Raw genomic sequence first — 19,622 nt, 5'->3', positions numbered from 1 at the left:
GGGCGCGGCCCGCAGCCGCGCCTCAGTAGATCGCCGCGATGCCGGTCATGTCGCCGAACCCGAGCGTGCGTGAGCCGGTGTCGCAGTAGCCGCCGGACGGCTCCATGACCTGATCGGTGCCGGTCTGCACGTGGCCGAGTCCGTACAGGTGTCCCCACTCGTGGGTGGCGACCGCCTGGGTGTCGAACCGTGCGCCCGAGCAGGTGGCCGTCGAGCTCCAGTTGTAGCTCGTGGCGTACCGCTGGTCGGACTCCTTCGCGATGCCGTTGCCGTCGTACCAGACGCACGTCACCCCGAGGGTGCCGGAGGGCAGCTTTCCCCAGCCGACCACGCTGTAGCCGTTGCTCGCCGTGCACCCGCCCTTGTCGGTCAGCCCGGGGGCCTGGGTCGCCAGGCGGACGTAGGAGTTGCGCGCCGACGAGGTCACCGAGCGGCCGCACGACGCGATCGTGCCGGTCCAGGCGTTCGCCGCCTTGCGCAGGGCGTCCTTGGCGTACGTCGACCGCTGGCCGGACTCGTTGTAGTACCACTTCACGGTGCTCGACCAGCGGTACCCGTTCCGTGCGTTGGCCGTGCTGGTGCACTTGGTGGTGGCCGCGGTCGTGGCGGCCGGCGCTGCGGGTGCGCTGGCTGCCGCGCTCCTCGCTTGCTCGCGGCGCACGGCGGGCGCCGAACCGCTCCATGCCTCGTCGATGCGGACCGCGACACCGCCGGAGCCGGTGTTCGCGATGACGACCTCCGCCAGCTCCGGAGCACCCGGCGCCGACGAGCTGCTGGCCATGACGCTCTCACCGGGCGCCGGCACGGAGAACGTGCGTCCGTCCGGTAACGCGACCGTGCCCGACGAGACCGTGCACCCGGACCGGAGCGTCTGCACCGAGAGCGTCTGCGCTGCGCACCGGGTACCGTCCGTCGGCGCCGATGTCCCCGGCGTCGTCGCCTGCGCGGGTGCCGCCGTCGCGGTGAGGCCGACGACGAGTGCGATGACCGCCCCGGTGGTGAGCGTGTTCCTGACAGGACGCATGGTTGCCCTTCCCGCGGTGGGCCCCTGTGCCCGCCGTCCCTGATCGGGTCCATGCTCGCCGATGAGCCCCCGTCAGGTCCAGGGCTGCGCCAACAGGACAGGAAGCGCCCAGCCGTCGCGGTCGGTCAGCGCAGCCGCTCCACCATCGGACACGCGAACGGGTCGCGAGCCGCCAGGCCGACCTCATTGAGGTACCGGACCACGATGACGTAGGAGTGCACCAGCGTCGTCTCGGTGTACGGCACGCCCTGGTCGGCGCAGTACTTCCGGACCATGTCCCGGGCGGCCCGCAGGTTCGGTCGGGCCATACTCGGGAACAGGTGGTGCTCGACCTGGTGGTTCAGACCGCCCATGAAGTACTCGACCCAGGCGCCGCCGCCGATGTCGCGCGAGGTCAGGACCTGGCGTGAGAAGAAGTCCACGCGGCGACCGGGTTCGATGACGGGCATGCCCTTGTGGTTCGGCGCGAACGCGATCCCCATGAGGAACCCGAACACGGCGAGCTGCACACCGAGGAACGCGAAGGCGATGCCGACCGGCAGGAACCAGAACACGACCCCCAGGTAGAGCACGAACCGGCCGACGAAGACGGACCCCTCGGCCCACCGCCGCTTCACCGGGCCACGGCTCGTGTACGTGCGGATCGACTGCCAGTGCAGGTTCACGCCCTCGACCAGGAGCATCGGGAAGAACGCGTACCCCTGCACGCGGACGAGCACGCGCAGGAACCCGGTCCGGCTGGCAGCGTCCTCGGGCCGGAACGAGATCGCGTCGAACGAGATGTCGGGGTCCTTGCCGACGGTGTTCGGGTTGGCGTGGTGCCGGGTGTGCTTGTTCATCCACCACGCGTAGCTGATGCCCGTCAGGAACGTGCCGGCGTACCGGGCCGCCCGGTCGTTCCAGTGGTGCGACGCGAACACCTGTCGGTGGGCGGCCTCGTGCGACAGGAACGCGAACTGCGTGAACAGGGCGCCCAGCACCCCGGCCACGATCAACTGGTACCAGGAGCCGCCGAGCACGGCGAACGCCCCGCCGGTGACGCCGAGCAGCGCGGCGAGCACCGCGATGAGGCCCCAGTACCAGCCCGTGCGGCGACCGAGCAGCCCAGCGGTGCGGACCTGCGCGAGCAGCGCGGTGTAGGTCGAGGTGGTGTCGGTACGAGCCGACCGTCGTTCGGTCTTCCGGTAGCCCGTCGGTACGACCAGTTCGTCGCCCATGGTTTCCTCCTGGATCCAGTGCTGCGCCTGCAACCGGGGTCCGGGGCTACGACTTGCTCGTGATCGTACGCCGGCCCGGACCGGGGACACACGGGATCAGGCGGGCAGGACCAGGCGGCGTTCGACGATGGCTCGGGCGACGTCGGCGAGGCGCTCCTGGTTCGACCGCGCGTACTGCCGCAGCAGTTCGAACGCCGCCTCGGTGTCGACCGAGTGCGTGTACGCCACGAACCCCTTGGCCTGCTCGATCACGACCCGGCTGTCGAGGGCTCGCTGCAACTGCGCCTGCGTCAGCGCCGCGTGCTGCAGGGTCCGCTGCTGCAGGATGCTGATGGTCGCGACGTCGGTCAGGGCCTGTGCTGCCAGGGCGTCGTCGCGGTTCAGCGCCCCCTCGGTCTCGCGGAACAGGTTGAGCGAACCGAGCGTGGTGTCCCGCAACCGCATCGGGATCGCGTGCACCGACGCGTACCCCGACTCGGCGGACGCTGCGGCGAAGATCGGCCACCGGCGTTGCATCTCCGCCTGGTCGCTGACGGACACCGGACGCCCGGTCGCGAAGCACTCCACGCACGGCCCTTCGCCGGCGTCGAGCTGCAGGAGTCCGACGAAGCTGGACCGCTCACTGGTCGACGCCACGACCTCGAGTTCCTGGTGCTGGTTGGCCAGCAGGATGCCGGCCGCCGAGGCGTCGAAGATGTCGACGACGCTGTCGACCAGGTTCTGCAGGAGGTCGACGACGTCGTACTCGTCGACGAGGGTGTCGGTCAGCGTGACGAAGGTGTCGATGAGCCGGCGCTCGCGGGTCGGTGCCATGGTGCGTGCTCCTCAGTTCTCGGAACCGTACGGCCGGGCGAGGTCGATGCGGCGAGCGATGACGTCGTTCGAGACGTCGCGGACGGTGCGTTCGGTGGCGAAGGCGTGCGCCTGCAACACGAGGAGGGCGTCGGTGACGTCCACCCCGAGCTGTGCTGCGACCATGCCGGTCGCCTGGTGCACCTCTCGTCGGGAGTAGCGGCTGGTGCCCATGTCGGCACGGCCGTCGGCGGCCGCGGCGAGCAGGGCACCACGGAGCACCCGACGGGCTGCGACCTCGGTGAGCTCCACGGCGCCGCGGATCTGCCCCACGGTCAGGGTGCGCTCGCTGTCCACGGACAGGTCGACGGCGCCGACCGGGATCGTCCCGATGCGCATCGGGAACGAGAACACCGCCCCGACCCCGGCGCGGAGGAGTTCCTCGAGCGCGAGCGGCCAGTCGGTGTTCGTCGTGCCGGACAGGTCGGACTCCAGGACCGGGCGGCGGGTCGTCAGCGCCTGCCAGCACGGGCCCTCGCCGAGGTCGAACTGGATCTCGTCGATCCGCGCGGCGCGCGCGTCGCTCGCGCACACCGTCGCCGACCCGAGTGGGTTGCCGAGGGTGGAGATGCCGACCCCGGTCACGGGCAGCGTCGTCAGGAACGGCGGGCACATGTCGGTGCCGTCGGGTGCGGCCTGCAGTGCGGAGACTGCCGTCGTGAAGTCGTTCATCGCGAGGAAACCGTCCGGGTCCGTGAACGCGGGGCTGATCCGGTCCCCGCGTTGTGCAACGCTAGCGCAGTGCCCCGCGGGCGTCGCCCGCCGGGCACGTCGACCCGCGCGGACACGGTCAGCCCGCGCTGACGTGCGACGGCTCCGGCACGAAGTGGATCCGCTCCGCCGCCCGCGTGACCTCGCGGGCCCGTGCGGTGCGGTCGTCGAACTCGATGCGGGCTGCGTCTCGGACCTGCTCCTTGTCGAACAGCGACGCCCGGCTCACGACGTCGACGATCGTCGCGACCACCGTGGCGAGACCGCGTTCGAGCTGTCCGAGGTTCGTGTTGCCGATGACGAGACGACGGTCCTGCACGTCGAGCGTGACGTCGGGGTAGCCGGCCGTCACGAGCTGCGCGTGTCCGTCGGCACCGCGCAGGCCGGCCATCTCGGCTGCGTCGGGTCGGCGGTTGAACACCGCCGGGACGTCGTAGTACTTCGCCGCCGTGGGCTTGCCGAGCTCGGTGGGCAGGCCGGAGGCCACCACACTCGTGAGCGCGAGCGGCGTCGAGGCCGCCTCGGACTGGTCCGTCATGATGACTCCCTTGGCGGCTCCCCGCGGGAGCTCGAGAGGATCTCGGACTCGGTACGGCGACACCGTGGCGTCAGTGTGGGACCCGCGGATGTGAGCACTCCCAGCCGCGGCCCGACGCCGGGGCTCCACCACGCCCCGGCGTCACCTCGCTCAGGCGAACTGCGCGTAGAACGTCGACGGGTCCTGCGACAGCGACGCCTTCACCGCGCTGCTCCACTCGTCGACGACGACCTCGGCCGCACCCTGCTCGACACCGTCCAGCGCGGCCCGCGCCACGTCGGCCGGGTCGACCTTCGGCCCCTCGTAGCCGTCCATCATGTCCGTGTCCGCCGCCCCGAGGTGCAGCCCCTGCACGCTGATCCCCTTGCCGGCGAGCTCCAGCCGCACCGCGTTCGTCAGGTTCCACTCGGCGGCCTTCGCCGCCGCGTACGCGCCGGATCCCGGGTAGACGAACCAGGACAGTGCGGACAGGACGTTCACGATGCCGCCGCCGCCGTTCCGCTCGATCACCGGTGCGAACGCCCGGATCATCGCGAGGTTCCCCCAGTAGTGCGTGTCCATCTCGCGGCGCGCGTCGGTCAGGTCGTCGGTGAGCAGCGAGCCCGTGGTCGAGATGCCCGCGTTGTTCACGAGCAGGGTGACGTCGCCGGCGGCTGCGGCCGCCGCCTCGACCGACGCCTGGTCGGTGATGTCGAGCGGCAGCGCCACGACGCCCTCGATGTCCACGAGCTCGGGTCGGCGTGCGGTCGCGTAGACCTTGGTGGCGCCGCGCTCCAGCAACTGCAGGGCGAAGCGGCGTCCGATGCCCCGGTTCGAGCCGGTGACGAGTGCGACCGATCCAGCGATGTCCATGGTGTCTCCTCCTGCCGCGCGGGTGTCTCCCGCAGCGGCTCGGTTACGCTAAGACCTCACATCCATGTCAGGGGCAAGCCCCGGATCGGAGACGACGTGCGGATCGGCGACCTCGCCGCGGAGACGGGCGCCAGCGTGCGCTCGCTGCGGTACTACGAAGAGCAGGGACTGCTCACCGCGTCGCGGACCAGCAGCGGGCAGCGCGTCTACGACGCCCCGGCGGTCGAACGCGTCCAGCTCGTGCAGCAGCTGTTCGCCGCCGGTCTGCCGAGCCGCACCATCGTGCAGCTGTTGCCCTGCGTGGACAGCGGGCACGCGACGCCGGAGTCGTTCGCGCTGCTCGTCGCCGAGCGCGACCGGATCACGGCGCAGATGGCGGAGCTCGAGGCCGCGCGTGGCCGGCTCGACGAGGTCATCGCCATCAGCGAGCACCCGACTGCCGAGCACTGCCCGGCGCTGCGCGAGCCGGCAGACGGAGCGGTCGCGGCCTGAGACGGAACGCCAGAACGGACGGGAGGCACGGTGCGCGCCCGCACCGTGCCTCCCGTCCGCCACCTGGTCACGACCAGGGCAGCAGGTGCGGCGTCAGGGCTGGAACACCTGGATCTGGTCCAGTTCCGCGAACCCCGTGCCCTTCGTGAAGGTCAGCGTGTTCGCACCGGCCTTCAGGGTGACGGTCTTCTGCGCCCACCCGAAGCGCCCCCAGTTGACGGTCGGCGCGTAGCTGACCGTCCCGGCCGACGTTCCGTTGACGGCGAGCGCGTGCGTGCTCGTCGCCCCGGTCCCGTTGTCGTACCGCACGTTGACGGTGTAGGTCCCCGCGGTCGCCGCCTGCACCGTGAACTGCACGGAGCTGGTCGCGTTGTTGATGTTCCCGACCTTCGCGCCGCCGACGGCGTCGGCCTGGGTGACCGTGCTCGTGTCGCTCCGCACCGCCGACTCGGCCTCGTACCGCAGCGCGTTGATCGGGATCGACCCGACCCGCACGTCGTTGTAGGTCGTCGTCGGGTTCTCGACGTTCGTCGCCTGGTAGAGCGTCTTTCCGTCCGCGCTCGAGTCGAAGCCCTGGGCGAAGCCGCTGAACGTGCCACCTTCGGCGTCGCGGGCGTCGTACGTGACCGCGTAGGGCAGCTGCTCCCACGAGCCGGAGCCCTGGTTGCGGTTGACGACGAAGTTCTGCCCGCCGTCGATGTTGCCGGCGCTGTCGAGCGACCACTTCGACGACACCACGATCATGCCGTTCGCGTTGCCCGTCGTCGGGACCCAGCGGACTTCGGGCGAGGAACCGACCCCGCGGCCGTCGGGCAGTGCGATCTTCGTGCCGATGCTCGTCTCCGGGCTCCAGGTGAGTCCGTCGGGCGAGGTCTTGAAGTACACCGGCGCCGTGTTGTTCGTCTGGCTCGGTCGGTTGACGACCTCGAACGTCGCCACGTAGTTGCCGTTCGGGATCCGGGTGACCGTGATCATGCCGGGCCGGTCACTCTTGTTCGTCGGCGCCGAGACGTTCACCAGGCCACCCCAGGTGAGACCGCCGTCCGTCGACCGTCGGTAACTGACGGCCTGCAGGACGTTGTTCGCCTTCTGCCGCTCGTCGGAGAAGTACGTCACGAGGCCGCCGTTGGCGTCGACCGCGACGGACGGCTCCCAGACCGTCGAGGTGGTGGACGTCGGACTCGGGTCGTAGGTGGCGGGACCGCCGGTGTCGACGGTGCTCACGAACGACCAGGTGAGACCGTGGTCGAGGCTCTTGTACATGACCAGCCGGCTGCTCGACCGGTCGGTCGGCATGATCATGCCGCTCAGCAGCAGGGTGCCGGCGGGCATGGTGCCGAGCTGGATCGGGGTCTCGTACAGCGAGGGCTGGGCGGTGCGGGTGAGCGTCGGGAACTGCGTGCTCGGCTTCACGGTGGCGACGCGGCTCCACGAGGTGCCGTTGTCGGTGCTGCGGTAGATCGGGTAGACCTGCACGCCGTTCTCGAGCACGAGCTGGTCGAAGGTGACGAACTGCTGGCCGTTCGCCGATCCGCTGTTCTTCAGGACGATGTTCTTGGCGTAGGTCGTGCCGGCAGCACGTCCGCCCTCGGGGTTGAAGGCGGTGCCCGCTGCCGGCGAGTACACGAGGGCTCCGTTGCCGGTCGTGACCGCCTGGGCGGGAGCGGGGCCGGTGACACCGGCGACGAGGGCCGCCGCAGCAGCGGCAGCGGTGACGACGAGCGCGAGCGTTCGGCGTCGACGAGGCGCCGGAGCGGCGCCGAGGCGGAGGGACATGGTGCTCCGTTCGGTGGATTGTGCAGTGGAGGTGGTGCGGGACGGACTGGAGGCGCGGGACCGACCCGACCCGACCTCCTGTCCCTCAGGTGGTCGCCGACAGGGCCGCTGCCACGGCTCGTTCCTGCCGCGCATGCGCGGCGAAGGCGTCGGCGACCGGGTTGCGACGGCGGTCGAGCCCGCCGTCGCCGTCTTCGACGAGGTCGAAGAGGCCCATCGTGAGCAGGTGCTCCTGGCGGGGTGCGTCCGTGTGCCGCCAGGTCCACTCGTACATGTCGAACAGCGGCCACCAGGTGTACCCGACCACCGGGACGCCCTCGGCGCGGAGCTCGTGCACGGCGGCCACGGAGTCGTCGAGCCAGCCGATGCGTTCGTCGACCGACCCGGTGACGCACGTCTCGGTCAGCATGACCGGGGCGCCGTACCGCTCGGCGTACGTCGTCAGCACGTCGCGGAGCCCCTCGGCCCCCGTGTCCCGGTACGGACGCGGGTCGGCGAAGCCGCCGCCGTGGTGGACGCCGGCCTCGAAGACCTCGGTGGAGTGCAGCGGGTAGTAGTTGACGCCCATGACGTCCGGCCGCACCGCGTGCTGGCGGAACCAGTCGAGGTCCGCGTCGGTGACCCCGCCGGAGCGCAGCCGTCCGAGGAGCGGATGGTGGTCGTCGACCCCGCCGGTCACGAGGTCCTCGACCAGGAACGTCTGGGCGCGGAGCCGCGCCACGGTGTCGCGGTGCTCGGGGGCATCGACGTCGCCGACGTACCGGATGCCGGCGTCGACGTGCACGAAGGTGGCGGCGTCACCGAGTTCGCGGGCGATCGCAAGCTGGGTGGAGACGAACCCCTTCGCCAGCGCCGAGGCGATCCGGGCCGAGCCCTCGGCACCGGTCAGGTACGGAGGCCAGTACCCGTACTCGCCGGAGAACAGGGCGTGGATGACGGGCTCGTTGACGGGCGTGTAGTCGGTCGCGACGTCGCCGTACCGTGCGGCGAACCGGGCGGCGTACTCGGCGACGTGCGCCGGGTAGTCGGGGTTCGCGAACTGACCGTCGAGCCAGAGCGGTGTTCCGTAGTGGAGCAGGTCGATGACGGGCCGCAGACCGGTGTCGCGGAACCGCTGCATGACGCCGTCGACCCACGACCAGTCCCACACGCCGGGTTCCGGGGTGACCCGGTACCAGGGCACGCCCCAGCGGAGCAGCTCGGCACCGACGTCGACCGCCAGGCCCAGGTCGGCGGCGTACTGCCGGTAGTGGTCGGTGAGTTCGTACTCGTCGATGGGGCGCTCACCCGGCCGGGCCTGCGGGACGAAGGTGTCCTCGATGCCCAGGGCGAAGTGCAGCCGCCCGTCGTCGGACCAGTGCATGGTGTCTCGTTTCGTGGTGGGCGCTCCCCCGAGGGGACCGCGCGGTGTCGTCGTCACTTGAGCCCGGTGCTGGCGACGCTCTCGATGAAGCGGCGTTGCACGAGCAGGAACATGACGGCGAGGGGCAGCACGGCGATCAGGGCGCCGGCCATCATCACGCCCTGCGGGATGATGCCGCCGGGTCCGGTCAGCAGGGTCAGCCCCGAGGTGATGGTCCCCATGTCCTGGTCCGTGGTGAACACCAGCGGCCAGAGCAGGTCGTTCCAGTTGTTGACGAAGGTGAAGATGCCGAGGGTGAGCAGTGCCGGTACGGCGTTCGGCAGGATGATGCTCCGGAAGATCCGCCACTCGGACGCCCCGTCGATCCGCGCCGCGTTGTCGAGGTCGCGGGGGAGCGACACGAAGAACTGCCGGAGGAAGAAGATCCCGAAGGCGTCCGCCGCCCGTGGTGCGATGAGGCCGGCGAAGGTGTTCACCCACCCGAGGTCGGACACGAGCTGGTAGATCGGGATCAGGGTGGCCTGGAACGGGATCATCAGGCTGGCGATGATCACGATGAGCAGGACCTTGCTGCCCCGGAAGTCGAGCCGGGCCAGCGCGTAGGCGGCGAGCGCGTCGAACGCCAGCGCGAACACCGTCACCCCGCCGGCGAAGGCGAAGCTGTTCAGGATGAGCCGGCCGAACGGCAGCTGTGTGAAGATCGCCCGGAAGTTGTCGAGCGTCCACGTGTGCGGGAACAGCGTCGGCGGGTAGGCGTTCACCTCGCTCGCCGGCTTGAACGCCGTGAACACGATGACGAGCACGGGGAGCAGCACCGCGAGGGTGACGATGAGCACCGCGGCGAAGCCGAGCCAGCGCATCGACGGTGGGCGCCGGGCCACGGTCCTGCGCCGGACCGCGGTGGCCGGACGGGGGAGTGCGGTCATGATGCGGTGTCCTCTCCGCGCTTGCCGAAGAACAGGAACTGCACGAGGCTCAGCAGCAGGGTCGCGATGAGCAGCACGTACGCCAGCGCGGACGCGAAGCCGAGGTCGAGGTCCTTGAACCCGGACTGGTAGATCTGCATGACGATCGTCTCGGTGGACCGGTACGGCCCGCCGCCGGTCAGGACGTAGATCTGGTCGAACGCCTGCAGTGCGGCGATGAGCGCGACGATGACGACGAACGCCATGGTGTTGCTGAGCATCGGGAACGTCACGTTCGCGAACCGCTGGCGGCCGTTCGCGCCGTCCAGCTGCGCCGCCTCGTACAGGCTGGTCGGGATCTCCTGCAGCCCCGCCAGGAAGATGACCATGTAGAAACCGAAGTTCTTCCAGACCGCGACGAGCACCACGGTCGGCATGGCGAGCGTCGGGTCCTGCAGGACGTTGCCGAGCCGGATGCCGCCCACCTGGAGCCAGTGGTTCAGCAGGCCGATCTGCGGGTCGAGCAGGTACGACCACGCGAACGCGGCGACCGCCAGGGACACGATGAACGGCAGGAACAGCGCCGAGCGGAAGAACCCGCGGAACGGCAGTGCCGGGTGGTTGAGCGCCAACGCCAGCACCAGCGCCACGGCGATCGCGACCGGGGTGAACAGCACCGAGTACAGCGCCGTGTTGCCGATCGAGCGGACCACGTCCGGGTCGGTGAAGACCCGGACGTAGTTCGCGAAGCCGACCCAGCTCGGGTCGCCGAAGCCGCTGGCGTCCGTGAAGGACAGCCGCAGTGCCGAGAGCATCGGCCAGAGGACGAACGCCCCGAGGATGACGATCGCGGGTGCGAGGAAGCCGACGACGGTCGCACGGCGGCGGAAGGTCCCGTTCAGGGGCGTCCGGCCGCCGAGTTGCCCCGGGGGACGGTACCGACGGCGTCGGCCGAGTTGCTGCGTGGTCATCGTGGTCCTCTACTTCAGGGCGGACTGCACGTCGGTGTCGGCGGTGCCGAGGAGCGACTCCGGGTCGCCGCCCGCGATCGACTTCTGCGTCGCGGTGTCGAGGGCGGTGAGCACGTCACCGCTGTTCACGACGCCCGGGAGGAGCGGGATCGTCGTGCCGGGCAGACCGGTCAGCGCCGCGACGGTGGGGTTCGCGTCGACGTCGGCGGCGGTCACGTCGGTGCGCAGGGACGGCCAACCCGACCCGAGCGCCCACTTGGTCGCGACGTTCTTCTCGTTGAAGTACCGCAGGAAGTCCTCGGCAGCGGCCTGCTTCGGGTCGTCGGTCTGTGCGGTCACGCCGAGCGAGATGCCGATGGCGGAGGCCACCTGCGCCTTCGGCCCGGCCGGGATCGCGGCGATCCCGTAGTCGATGTCGGACGCCTTCGCGACGCCGGCCATCCACGGGCCGCCGATCTCCATGGCGGTCTTGCCGGCGGTGAAGAGCTTGTCGGCCGCGATGCCGTCGACCCCGGTCGGCGAGATCTTGTCCTGCCGGATCGCCTTCGCCCAGTACTCGAGCGTCTCGACGTTCGCAGCGGAGTCGATGGTCGACTTGGTCCCGGCGTCGTTCGTGATCGAGCCGCCGTTGCCGGCGAACAGGCTCGGCCAGATGCCGTTGCCGACCGTCTGGTGGTCCGGCAGCACGAGCCCGTACTGCTCCGGGGTGCCGTCGCCGTTCTCGTCCTTCGTCAGCTTCTTCGCGTCGGCGACCCACTCGTCCCACGTCGTCGGGAACGCGTCGATGCCGGCCTCGGCGAAGAGTTTCTTGTTGTAGATCACGGACAGGGGCACGAAGCCACTCGGGACGCCGTACTCCTTGCCGTCGACCTGCTCCATCGCGACGGCCTGCTCCTTGAGCTCGCCGGTGTTGCTGGTGTCGTCGTCGTAGAAGTCGCTCAGGTCGACGAGGGCCTTCTTCTCGGCGTAGACGGGCAGTCGGTCCGAGGTCATCGCGACGATGTCCGGGCCCTTCTTCGCCGTCAGCGCGGGGAGCATCGTGTCGTCGATGACCGCCCACGTCTTCGTCTGGGTCGTGATCGTGACCTTGTCCTGCGACTCGTTGAAGTCCTTGACGATGCCCTCCAGGACCTTGCCGTCGGCCTCGGTGTACCCGTGCCAGAACGTCAGGTCGACGTGGGCGTTCGCGGACGATCCGGGGGAGCCGGCGCACCCGGCCAGGGAGATCGCCGCCGCTGTTGCGAGCGCGACGACCGCGATGTGCTTCTTCATCGAAAACCTGCCATCCGTCCCGCACGTCGGTGTGCGGGACCTCGTCCATGCCGGATTTACACCGGTGTAAATCTGGACAGTAGTCCGTGCTCGACGGGCAGGTCAAGACCTCAGGCGGAGACCGTGCGTTCCACGGCGACGGGCGCCGACGACGCCCGCACGACCAGGGCATGCGGCGAGCGCAGCACGCCCGGACCGACGGCCGCGTCCTCCTCGAGCTGCTCGACGAGGACCCCGACCGCCGTCGCCGCGACCCGGTCCAGGTCGGCCGACACCGTGGTCAGCGCGGGCGTCGCGTACGCCGACTCCTCGATGTCGTCGAAGCCGACGACCGCGACGTCGTCCGGCACGGTCCGACCAGCGAGCTGCAACGCGCTCATCGCCCCGAGCGCCAGGGCGTCGTTGCAGCAGACGATCCCGTCGACCTCGACGCCGGACTCGAGCAGTGCCCGCGCCGCCGCTGCCCCCTCGGCCCGGTGCCAGAGCGCCGTGGGTACGACGAGTTCGGGTCGGAACGCCACGCCGTGCTCGGCGAGCGCCTCGCGGTACCCGCGGAGCCGCTCCTGCGCCGTCCGTACCGGCCCCGACGGTTCGGAACCGATGAAGGCGATCGAACGACGGCCCGCGTCGAGCAGGTGCGCCGTCGCGTCGAGCAGCGCGTCCGCGTTCGACATCGTGATGAACGTGACCGGGCTGTCCGGGATCGGCTCGCCGAGCACCACGAGGGGGAACTTCACCTCGAGCGCAGGAGCATCGCTCGACCGCACCGTCAGCGGGCTGTAGATGATGCCGTCGATCGAGTGTTCACGCATCCGGGTGATCGCGTCCGCCTCGCGCACACCGCTCGCGGTCTGCTCGATGAGCACCGTGTAGCCCACGGCACCGGCGGCGCGGATGACGGCGTCGGCGAGCTCGGCGAAGTACGCCTGCCGCAGCTCCGGCACCGCCAGGCCGATGACCTTCGACCGCCCGGCGCGGAAGTTCCGGGCCGAGACGTTGAGCTCGTAGCCGAGTTCGTCCACCGCAGCCATCACGCGGTCGTGGGTGCGGGCCGAGACGTGCTCGTAGCCCGACAGGACGTTCGAGACGGTCTTCTTCGAGACGCCCGCGACGGCTGCGACGTCGCTCATCGTGGGGGGCGAGCGGTGTCCCTGGGCCATCCGCGCTCCCCTCTCGCGTCCGGAATGCGTTGGGCAGGAACCTACCGCACCGGCGTCGTGCGGCCCGGACGAGGGGCCCGTGGCGGCCTGGTCACGTCCTCCTCCGCAGGCTCACGCCGACCGGGCAGTGCGGGTGCGGTGGTCCTCGCGCGCGGCACTCACGACCCCGGCCACGGCGAGCACGATCAGGATCGTCTGCACCGTGGCGAGCACCGGTGCCGCCGGAGCATCGGCGGGCTGGACGAGGGAATCCGTCGGGCGCGACGGGCCGGACGCCAGGTAGAGCACGAAGTCGGTCAGCACGTGGACGAGCATCGCCACCCACAGCCGGCCGCTGACCCGACGGACCCAGTAGTACAGGCTGCCGTTCATCGCCAGGAACGACACCTGGAACAGGATCGCCGCCGGTGGCACCCCCGCCCACACGCTCCCGACGACGTGCGCGAGACCGAACACCACCGACGTGACGAGCAGGGTGACGAGTTCGCCGTGCCTGCCGCGGACGGCCTCGACGAGGATGCCGCGCAGGAAGAGCTCCTCACCGAAACCGACCATGAGCGTCCCGAGCAGGACGATCAGCACCGTGCCGAACGTCCGACCAGCCCCGATCGAGTCGCCGAGCTGAGCGAACGCCAGCACGAGCATGAGCACCGGGATGGCGATCAGCCACAGCCGGCGCGGCCGGAGGGTCGGGGTCGGCGGTTCCGACCACACCCGTCGACCCCACCCGGACCGACGCAGGAACACGAGGCCGAACACGATGGCGATCGGCAACGGGATGAAGTGCGACAGGACGAACTCAGCGGTGTCGTCGTCGCCCGCCAGGTCACCGAGCACGTTGCCGAGGACGGCAGCGAAGAGAACGTAGACGACCACGGCGGCCAGGCCGACCCAGGTCGTCCGGGCGATCGGCGCGCGGGTCGGGGCGGTGGTCGTCATCGCGATCGCGTCGCCGTCGACGTGAGCTGCGCCCGCGGTCCGAGCCGTTCGTCAGCACCGCGGATCACGAACCCGACCGACACCAGGGCCAGGGCGCCGACGACGAACACGAACGCCTGCGCGAACGGCGCTGCCGCACCCGGCGTGCCGTTGCCCGAGATGAACTGCGCGAAGTCCCACAAGCCGTGCAGGATCATCGCGGGGATCAACGACCCGGTGCACCGGCGGACGATGTAGAACGACGTCCCGACCAGGAAGGCGAAGCCCACCTGCGGGAGGGTCGCCGACAACGGTTGCCCGAGCAGCGAGTTGCTGAGGTGCATCACGCCGAACAGCACGGACGTGATCAACCACACCCAGAACTCGGACAGTCGACTGCGCAGTGCGACGAGCAGCAGGCCCCTGGCGACGATCTCCTCGGTGAAGCCCACGAGCACCAGCACGAGTGCGGCGACGAGGAACGCTCCGCTGACCGCCTTCCAGTCCGATGCCACGAGGACGACGACAGCGATCACCGCGAGCAGGATCGGGGCGATCAGCGGCCACCGGTGCCGAGCACGGTGCCGCTCGCGCAGCGCCGGTCCCCACCAGCCGAGCAGCGTCGTGACGATCGCGAGCACGACGGTCGCCACGATGAGGGAGAGCCCGGCGCCGAGGAACAGGTTCCGCGCGGAGTCACCCCAGCGCGTGTAGTCGATGCCCGTCGCCGCTTGGATCCCGACCACCAGAGCGGCGTAGCCGACGAAGACCACCACACCGATCCACACCTTCGGCGCAACGCGCATACCGTCCCCGTCCGCTCAGTGGGACGCCCGGTCGTCCCCGGACCCATTGTGCAGGCGGCACGACGGACGTGTTCGGTCAACCCAGGTGCGCGTAGTCGGGCAGGTCGATCGCGTCCGCCGGTGGCGTGAAGAACCGGTCCCCGAGCCGACCGATGAACGGGGTGGAGGCGACCCGGACCGCAGCACCGAACGCAGCGATCCCGAGTCGGCTCTTCGGGTTCGCGACCCGCGGCACCCCCGGCGGCAGCTGCTGCGCCTGGTCGACGTACGGCCGCATGATGCGCTCGTAGCCACGGAAGGCGTCGCGGTGGTCGACGTGGGCCGCGAGCTCGCCGGCCAACACGTACGCCCCGGTGAGCGACAGGCTCGTGCCCATGCCACTGACCGGTGAGGCGCAGTAGGCGGCGTCGCCCACGAGCGCGACCCGACCCTCGGACCACCGCGGCGCGCGGACCTGCCCGATCGACTCGGAGTACAGGTCGTCGGCAGCGTCGATGCCCGCGAGCACACGACGTGCTTCCCAGCCGGCGCCCGCGAACACCTCGTGCAGTCGTCGGCGCTGCTCCTCGATCGATCGTCGCTCGGATCCGGCGCGCTCCCGTGTCCGGTCGGTCACGAACGACAGTGTCGCCCGGATCGTGCCGTGCGGGTCCGGGCGCAGCGTGACCGATCGGCCACCCGGTGCGTTGTACCAGCGCCACCAGTCGTCGTCGGCGTCGGTGCGGGGGATCGTCGCGTAGGACGTCTCGAGGCCGAGGGACCGGATCTCGGGCTCGTCGCCGAAGACCAGTCGCCGGGTGCTCGACCCGATGCCGTCCGCCGCCACCACCAGGTCGAACCGCTCGTCGGAGGCGTGCTCGAACTGCACGGTCACGCCGTCGCCGGCGCCGCCGTCGTTGTCCGCGATGCCGGTGATGCGGTCGCCGAACCGGTACTCGGTGGTGTCGGTGGTCCGGCTGACGAGCAGCTGCGCGAGGTCACCGCGCAGGATCTCGAGCTCCGCCGTGGCGCCGCCCGAGTCCGTGGTTCCGGCCGGGAACTCCGCGATGACCGAACCGGAGCGGCCGATGAACCGCGTGCCGATCTCACCGGTCGTGGCGACACGGAGGTCGTCTTCGATCCCCATCCGCCGCGAGACCTCGCGCCCGGCGCCCCGCACGTCGACGTTCTGGCCGCCGGTCCGGAGTTCCGGCGCGCGCTCGACGATCGTCGTGTCGTACCCGTACCGGTGCAGCCAGTAGGCCAGGGCGGGTCCGGCGATGCTCGCACCGGAGATGAGGACGCGCTTGCGGTCGGTCGACATGTTGCCTCGAATCTTGATTACCAATGAGATTGGCAATCTACACGACTACCATCGACTTCGTGCCGCACGACGAACCGACAGCGCCCACCGACGGACGACGAGACCGCGACGACCGGAGCGACCGCGAAGCCGCCCGTCGGGACGGACGACCGCTGCCCGACGACGACATCCGCGCACGGGTGCAGCAGGTCGGGGTGCGGCAGCAGCGGTTCGAGCGACACCTCGCCCGGGCACTCGACGTCGACGCGGCCGGGCTCGAGGCGATGGACCACCTCATCACCCACGGACGGTCCACCCCGACCGAGCTCGCGCGGCGACTGGAGATCTCCACCGCCGCCATGACCCTCGTGCTCAACCGACTCGAGTCCGCCGGCCACCTCACACGCGAGCGGCACCCCAGCGACGGCCGGAAGCTCGTGGTCACCGCAGCCGAGCGGTCGTCCGATCGTGCGTACGACCTGGTGCTCCCGTTGATCGAGGGCATCGAGGACGTCGTCGCCGACATGGACGACAACGAACGCGCCACGGTGCAGGCGTTCCTGGACCGTCTGATCGGGATCTACGACGACGCGATGGACTGATCAGTCAGCCAGCACGGGCGACCACGGCCGCCCGCCGAGGTTCCACCGCGTCCACGACTCGAGCTGCGCCTTCGCGCTCTCCAAGCTGGTGTGCTCGCCGATGACCTCGCCGGAACGCAGGCGCACCTCGTAGCGGGCGGTGAACTCGACGGTGCCGATGTGGAACGGGCCGGCGTGGGCTTCCCAGAGTTCGCCGTCGAGGGCCGTCCAGCTCGTCGACTCGTGCAGGGACGCACCAGTGGGGGCTGGTGGGACGTTCAACTGCGAGGAGGACATGGCCTGTTCCGGTCGGCATCGGACGAAGAGATCGTGCCGGCAGCCGGGGGCCTGGGTCACCTGCGGTCGACGGTAGTCCTTCTTCGTGCGGGTGGCTCAGGGTCGACGGGTTGACACCAATTAGTGAGTGCACTCAGAATTGAGTCTTCTCATCGAATCGACTCCGGGAGCACCACCATGCGCGCCTTCGCGTTCGACCAGTACAAGCAGCCCCTCCGCGAGACCGAGGTCCCCGAACCGGTCGTCGGTGACCACGACGTCCTCGTCGCCGTCGCCGCCGCCGGCCTGAACCAGCTCGACGAGAAGATCCGCCAGGGCGAGTTCAAGCTGATCCTGCCGTACAAGACCCCGCTCGTCCTCGGCCACGACGTCGCCGGCACCGTGATCGCGGTCGGCGCAGGCGTCCGACGGATCAAGCCCGGCGACGAGGTCTTCGCCCGCCCCCGTGACCACCGCATCGGCACGTTCGCCGAGCGCATCGCCGTCGACGAAGCCGACGTCGCCCGCGCGCCGTCGAACGTGAGCGCAGCCGAGGCTGCCTCGATGCCGCTCGTCGCCCTGACCGCGTGGCAGGCGCTCGTCGAGAAGGGCAGGGTCGGACCGGGCACGAAGGTGCTCGTCCACGCGGGCTCCGGTGGCGTGGGGACGATCGCGATCCAGCTCGCCAAGCACCTCGGTGCCCACGTCGCCACCACGGTGTCGGCCGCCAACGCCGACTTCGTCCGCGAACTCGGTGCCGACGTGGTGGTCGACCACCGAACCCAGGACTTCGAGCAGGAACTGTCCGACTACGACTTCGTCCTCGACAGCCTGGGCGGCGAGAACCTCGAGAAGTCCCTGCGCGTGCTGCGCCCCGGCGGCAAGATCGTGAGCATCAACGGCACACCGGACCCCGCGTTCGCGAAGGAGGCCGGGCTGGGCCCGGTGATCCGCCTGGTCATCGCCGGCATCAGCCGGACGGTCCGCGCGCAGGCGAAACGCCTCGGGGTCACCTACGAGTTCCTGTTCATGCGCGCGGACGGCGGGCAGTTGCAGCAGATCGCCGACCTCGTGCAGGCCGGCGCGATCCGCCCGGTGGTCGGCACCACGTTCGCCTTCGACCAGACCCCCGAAGCGCTCGCGTCGATCGGGACGAGCCGCGTGCGCGGCAAGACCGTCGTCACCGTCGCCTGACGGGAGTCCGGCTCAGTGCGGCAGGACCGCCTCGAGCTGCGCCCGGATCGACTCGACGACGCTCGCCACGCTGGTCTCGGGGTCGACGTGCGACACCATGGTGACGAACACCACCGCCGAGACCACGTGCGCGAGCGTCGCGGCCCGTGCGTCGTCGAGACGTCCGCGGTCGATCAGGATCTCCGCGATCGCCTGCTCGGTCATCCCAGCGATCGCGAGCGCTCGCGCATGGTGCGGCTCGCCCGGGTCCCCGAAGGCCATCTCCCGCAGGTAGGTCCGCCCGTTGGACACCTGCACCCGGTTGCAGGCGACGATCGGCGTCACGAGCGCGAGCACCGCATCGAGCACGTCGTCGGTCGCCTCAGCAGCTCGACAGCCCTGCGCGAGGGCCTCGTCGTACTTCGCGTTCTGCACCAGCAGCAGCAACTCGCCCTTGGTCTTCGCGTACAGGAAGAGCGTGCCGGCTCCGATGTCCGCGCGCTCCGCGATCTGCTGGGTCGTCACGTCGTCGACGCCGTGCTCGGCGAACAACTCGCCGGCAGCAGCCGTGATCCGGTCGAGCTTGTCCTGCCGGTTCCGCTCACGCCGACCTGGGACCTGTGTCACGTGCACACTCCGGATCTGGTCGGCGATGGGGTCGACCCATCCTGCCATCCGCAGGAGACCCCCGGGACCCGGCCGTCGGTCGTCGACGTGGCGCGCAGTGCCGACGGGAGGCCCGTGGCGGCCTGGCACCGCGCCTCCCTTTCGCACGTCGGTGCGATCAGTGCCCCCAGCGGTCAGCGCGCCGCCCGCGTGAACGTGCGGTGCACGACGCCCGACGGCGACGCGACCGTCTCGACGGCGAAGCGCTCCTCGATCCCCTCGAGTCCGTCCCAGAGCCGCTCGCCCCGGCCGAGCACGATCGGCACCTCGACCAGGTGCAGGTGATCGACGAGGTCGGCCTGCAGGAACTCGCGGACGGTCTCGACCCCGCCGCCGATCCGGACGTCGCGGCCCGGTGCGGCCTGGCGGGCGAGCTCGAGCGCTTCCGCCGGGGTCGCGTCGATGAAGTGGAAGGTCGTCCCGCCCGCCATCTCGAGGGGCTCGCGCGGGTGGTGCGTGAGCACGAACACGGGCGTGTGGAACGGTGGTTCGTCGCCCCACCACCCGGTCCAGCCGTCGTCGGGCCACGGTCCGCGCTGGGGTCCGAACTTGTTCCGCCCCATGATCTCGACACCGATCTCCGGCCCCCAGGCGCGGGCGAACTCGTCGTCGACATCGGTGGTCCCGCCGGACGCGCCCTGCATCGCACGGAAGGTGGCGGTGGCGGCGAACCACCCCATGAGTCGACCGTCGGCGTGCCCGAACGGCCGGTCGACCGACTGGTCGGCTCCGGCGCCGTACCCGTCGAGCGAGATCGCGAAGTTGTGGACCCTGACCGTCGACATGG

The 19,622-nt window shown here is 70.4% G+C and carries 21 protein-coding genes; 3 read left to right on the top strand and 18 right to left on the bottom strand.

What is annotated here, in order from left to right; translation table 11 throughout:
- Positions 1-22: 22 nt before the first annotated feature.
- From ITJ60_RS05745 to ITJ60_RS05720, 6 genes are all read right to left on the bottom strand, one after another.
- Positions 23-1,024 carry a matrixin family metalloprotease gene (locus ITJ60_RS05745; RefSeq protein ID WP_194647265.1) on the bottom strand — a complete coding sequence of 334 codons (1,002 nt, stop codon included), beginning with the start codon at positions 1,022-1,024 and terminating at the stop codon, positions 23-25.
- 125 nt (positions 1,025-1,149) lie between these two features.
- On the bottom strand, positions 1,150-2,241 hold the full coding sequence (locus ITJ60_RS05740; RefSeq protein WP_123339544.1) for a fatty acid desaturase family protein: 1,092 nt from the start codon (positions 2,239-2,241) through the stop codon (positions 1,150-1,152).
- Positions 2,242-2,337: 96 nt separating this feature from the next.
- Positions 2,338-3,054 carry an ANTAR domain-containing protein gene (locus ITJ60_RS05735; protein ID WP_194647264.1) on the bottom strand — a complete coding sequence of 239 codons (717 nt, stop codon included), beginning with the start codon at positions 3,052-3,054 and terminating at the stop codon, positions 2,338-2,340.
- A gap of 12 nt (positions 3,055-3,066) precedes the next feature.
- Positions 3,067-3,765: a GAF and ANTAR domain-containing protein gene (locus ITJ60_RS05730; protein ID WP_123671327.1), complete on the bottom strand. Its 699-nt coding sequence runs from the start codon at positions 3,763-3,765 to the stop codon at positions 3,067-3,069.
- A 118-nt stretch (positions 3,766-3,883) separates the two neighbouring features.
- Positions 3,884-4,342 (bottom strand): hypothetical protein, encoded by a 459-nt coding sequence (locus ITJ60_RS05725; RefSeq protein ID WP_131845126.1) that lies wholly within the window; start codon positions 4,340-4,342, stop codon positions 3,884-3,886.
- Positions 4,343-4,492: 150 nt separating this feature from the next.
- Complete coding sequence (locus ITJ60_RS05720) at positions 4,493-5,194, bottom strand: SDR family oxidoreductase (RefSeq protein ID WP_194647263.1); 702 nt, start codon at positions 5,192-5,194, stop codon at positions 4,493-4,495.
- Between the two features lie 96 nt (positions 5,195-5,290).
- On the opposite strand from ITJ60_RS05720, the gene ITJ60_RS19115 reads away from it, so the two are divergent.
- A complete protein-coding gene (locus tag ITJ60_RS19115; protein WP_123671325.1) occupies positions 5,291-5,686 on the top strand; it encodes a MerR family transcriptional regulator in 396 nt (131 codons plus the stop codon).
- A gap of 93 nt (positions 5,687-5,779) precedes the next feature.
- On the opposite strand, the gene ITJ60_RS05710 is transcribed toward ITJ60_RS19115, so the two are convergent.
- The 9 genes from ITJ60_RS05710 to ITJ60_RS05670 form a co-directional block, all read right to left on the bottom strand.
- A complete protein-coding gene (locus tag ITJ60_RS05710) occupies positions 5,780-7,462 on the bottom strand; it encodes a CBM35 domain-containing protein (RefSeq protein ID WP_194647262.1) in 1,683 nt (560 codons plus the stop codon).
- A gap of 85 nt (positions 7,463-7,547) precedes the next feature.
- A complete protein-coding gene (locus ITJ60_RS05705; protein ID WP_194647261.1) occupies positions 7,548-8,825 on the bottom strand; it encodes a family 1 glycosylhydrolase in 1,278 nt (425 codons plus the stop codon).
- Positions 8,826-8,878: 53 nt separating this feature from the next.
- Positions 8,879-9,751 (bottom strand): carbohydrate ABC transporter permease, encoded by an 873-nt coding sequence (locus ITJ60_RS05700; protein WP_123937084.1) that lies wholly within the window; start codon positions 9,749-9,751, stop codon positions 8,879-8,881.
- Positions 9,748-10,701, bottom strand: coding sequence for a carbohydrate ABC transporter permease (locus tag ITJ60_RS05695; RefSeq protein ID WP_111083634.1), 954 nt, complete (start codon positions 10,699-10,701; stop codon positions 9,748-9,750). Before ITJ60_RS05695 ends, ITJ60_RS05700 begins: the two co-directional genes overlap by 4 nt.
- Before the next feature lie 9 nt (positions 10,702-10,710).
- Complete coding sequence (locus ITJ60_RS05690; RefSeq protein ID WP_194647260.1) at positions 10,711-11,973, bottom strand: ABC transporter substrate-binding protein; 1,263 nt, start codon at positions 11,971-11,973, stop codon at positions 10,711-10,713.
- A gap of 110 nt (positions 11,974-12,083) precedes the next feature.
- Positions 12,084-13,103 carry a LacI family DNA-binding transcriptional regulator gene (locus tag ITJ60_RS05685; protein ID WP_194647259.1) on the bottom strand — a complete coding sequence of 340 codons (1,020 nt, stop codon included), beginning with the start codon at positions 13,101-13,103 and terminating at the stop codon, positions 12,084-12,086.
- A 141-nt stretch (positions 13,104-13,244) separates the two neighbouring features.
- Positions 13,245-14,072 carry a CPBP family intramembrane glutamic endopeptidase gene (locus ITJ60_RS05680; RefSeq protein ID WP_194647258.1) on the bottom strand — a complete coding sequence of 276 codons (828 nt, stop codon included), beginning with the start codon at positions 14,070-14,072 and terminating at the stop codon, positions 13,245-13,247.
- Complete coding sequence (locus tag ITJ60_RS05675; RefSeq protein ID WP_194647257.1) at positions 14,069-14,857, bottom strand: CPBP family intramembrane glutamic endopeptidase; 789 nt, start codon at positions 14,855-14,857, stop codon at positions 14,069-14,071. Before ITJ60_RS05675 ends, ITJ60_RS05680 begins: the two co-directional genes overlap by 4 nt.
- A 76-nt stretch (positions 14,858-14,933) precedes the next feature.
- The gene (locus ITJ60_RS05670; protein ID WP_194647256.1) at positions 14,934-16,160 is read right to left on the bottom strand and encodes an FAD-dependent monooxygenase; all 1,227 of its coding nucleotides are present in this window, start codon (positions 16,158-16,160) and stop codon (positions 14,934-14,936) included.
- Between the two features lie 59 nt (positions 16,161-16,219).
- Between ITJ60_RS05670 and ITJ60_RS19255 the strand changes: the two genes are divergently transcribed.
- Positions 16,220-16,741, top strand: a complete 522-nt coding sequence (locus ITJ60_RS19255) for a MarR family winged helix-turn-helix transcriptional regulator (protein WP_323749111.1) — start codon at positions 16,220-16,222, stop codon at positions 16,739-16,741.
- Here the strand turns inward: ITJ60_RS19255 and ITJ60_RS05660 are convergent, their stop codons facing one another.
- Positions 16,742-17,017 carry a hypothetical protein gene (locus ITJ60_RS05660; protein ID WP_185002942.1) on the bottom strand — a complete coding sequence of 92 codons (276 nt, stop codon included), beginning with the start codon at positions 17,015-17,017 and terminating at the stop codon, positions 16,742-16,744.
- Positions 17,018-17,194: 177 nt separating this feature from the next.
- Between ITJ60_RS05660 and ITJ60_RS05655 the strand changes: the two genes are divergently transcribed.
- Positions 17,195-18,190 carry an NADP-dependent oxidoreductase gene (locus ITJ60_RS05655; RefSeq protein WP_194647254.1) on the top strand — a complete coding sequence of 332 codons (996 nt, stop codon included), beginning with the start codon at positions 17,195-17,197 and terminating at the stop codon, positions 18,188-18,190.
- A gap of 12 nt (positions 18,191-18,202) precedes the next feature.
- Here ITJ60_RS05655 and ITJ60_RS05650 read toward each other — a convergent pair whose 3' ends face one another.
- Complete coding sequence (locus ITJ60_RS05650) at positions 18,203-18,802, bottom strand: TetR/AcrR family transcriptional regulator (RefSeq protein ID WP_323749128.1); 600 nt, start codon at positions 18,800-18,802, stop codon at positions 18,203-18,205.
- Positions 18,803-18,969: 167 nt separating this feature from the next.
- Complete coding sequence (locus tag ITJ60_RS05645; RefSeq protein ID WP_123339344.1) at positions 18,970-19,620, bottom strand: dihydrofolate reductase family protein; 651 nt, start codon at positions 19,618-19,620, stop codon at positions 18,970-18,972.
- Between the last annotated feature and the right edge of the window lie 2 nt (positions 19,621-19,622).

It is taken from the genome of Curtobacterium sp. VKM Ac-2884 (assembly GCF_015350945.1).
Classification (GTDB): domain Bacteria; phylum Actinomycetota; class Actinomycetes; order Actinomycetales; family Microbacteriaceae; genus Curtobacterium.
Note: the sequence above shows the minus strand (reverse complement) of the source record. Positions and strands in the feature narration are given on the sequence as shown.

Excerpts from the sequence above, each read along its gene's own strand:
- ITJ60_RS05745 (WP_194647265.1), bottom strand. The coding sequence starts at position 1,024 with ATGCGTCCTGTCAGGAACACGCTCACCACCGGGGCGGTCATCGCACTC.
- ITJ60_RS05740 (WP_123339544.1), bottom strand. The coding sequence starts at position 2,241 with ATGGGCGACGAACTGGTCGTACCGACGGGCTACCGGAAGACCGAACGA.
- ITJ60_RS05735 (WP_194647264.1), bottom strand. The coding sequence starts at position 3,054 with ATGGCACCGACCCGCGAGCGCCGGCTCATCGACACCTTCGTCACGCTG.
- ITJ60_RS05730 (WP_123671327.1), bottom strand. The coding sequence starts at position 3,765 with ATGAACGACTTCACGACGGCAGTCTCCGCACTGCAGGCCGCACCCGAC.
- ITJ60_RS05725 (WP_131845126.1), bottom strand. The coding sequence starts at position 4,342 with ATGACGGACCAGTCCGAGGCGGCCTCGACGCCGCTCGCGCTCACGAGT.
- ITJ60_RS05720 (WP_194647263.1), bottom strand. The coding sequence starts at position 5,194 with ATGGACATCGCTGGATCGGTCGCACTCGTCACCGGCTCGAACCGGGGC.
- ITJ60_RS05710 (WP_194647262.1), bottom strand. The coding sequence starts at position 7,462 with ATGTCCCTCCGCCTCGGCGCCGCTCCGGCGCCTCGTCGACGCCGAACG.
- ITJ60_RS05705 (WP_194647261.1), bottom strand. The coding sequence starts at position 8,825 with ATGCACTGGTCCGACGACGGGCGGCTGCACTTCGCCCTGGGCATCGAG.
- ITJ60_RS05700 (WP_123937084.1), bottom strand. The coding sequence starts at position 9,751 with ATGACCGCACTCCCCCGTCCGGCCACCGCGGTCCGGCGCAGGACCGTG.
- ITJ60_RS05695 (WP_111083634.1), bottom strand. The coding sequence starts at position 10,701 with ATGACCACGCAGCAACTCGGCCGACGCCGTCGGTACCGTCCCCCGGGG.
- ITJ60_RS05690 (WP_194647260.1), bottom strand. The coding sequence starts at position 11,973 with ATGAAGAAGCACATCGCGGTCGTCGCGCTCGCAACAGCGGCGGCGATC.
- ITJ60_RS05685 (WP_194647259.1), bottom strand. The coding sequence starts at position 13,103 with ATGAGCGACGTCGCAGCCGTCGCGGGCGTCTCGAAGAAGACCGTCTCG.
- ITJ60_RS05680 (WP_194647258.1), bottom strand. The coding sequence starts at position 14,072 with ATGACGACCACCGCCCCGACCCGCGCGCCGATCGCCCGGACGACCTGG.
- ITJ60_RS05675 (WP_194647257.1), bottom strand. The coding sequence starts at position 14,857 with ATGCGCGTTGCGCCGAAGGTGTGGATCGGTGTGGTGGTCTTCGTCGGC.
- ITJ60_RS05670 (WP_194647256.1), bottom strand. The coding sequence starts at position 16,160 with ATGTCGACCGACCGCAAGCGCGTCCTCATCTCCGGTGCGAGCATCGCC.
- ITJ60_RS05660 (WP_185002942.1), bottom strand. The coding sequence starts at position 17,017 with ATGTCCTCCTCGCAGTTGAACGTCCCACCAGCCCCCACTGGTGCGTCC.
- ITJ60_RS05655 (WP_194647254.1), top strand. The coding sequence starts at position 17,195 with ATGCGCGCCTTCGCGTTCGACCAGTACAAGCAGCCCCTCCGCGAGACC.
- ITJ60_RS05645 (WP_123339344.1), bottom strand. The coding sequence starts at position 19,620 with ATGTCGACGGTCAGGGTCCACAACTTCGCGATCTCGCTCGACGGGTAC.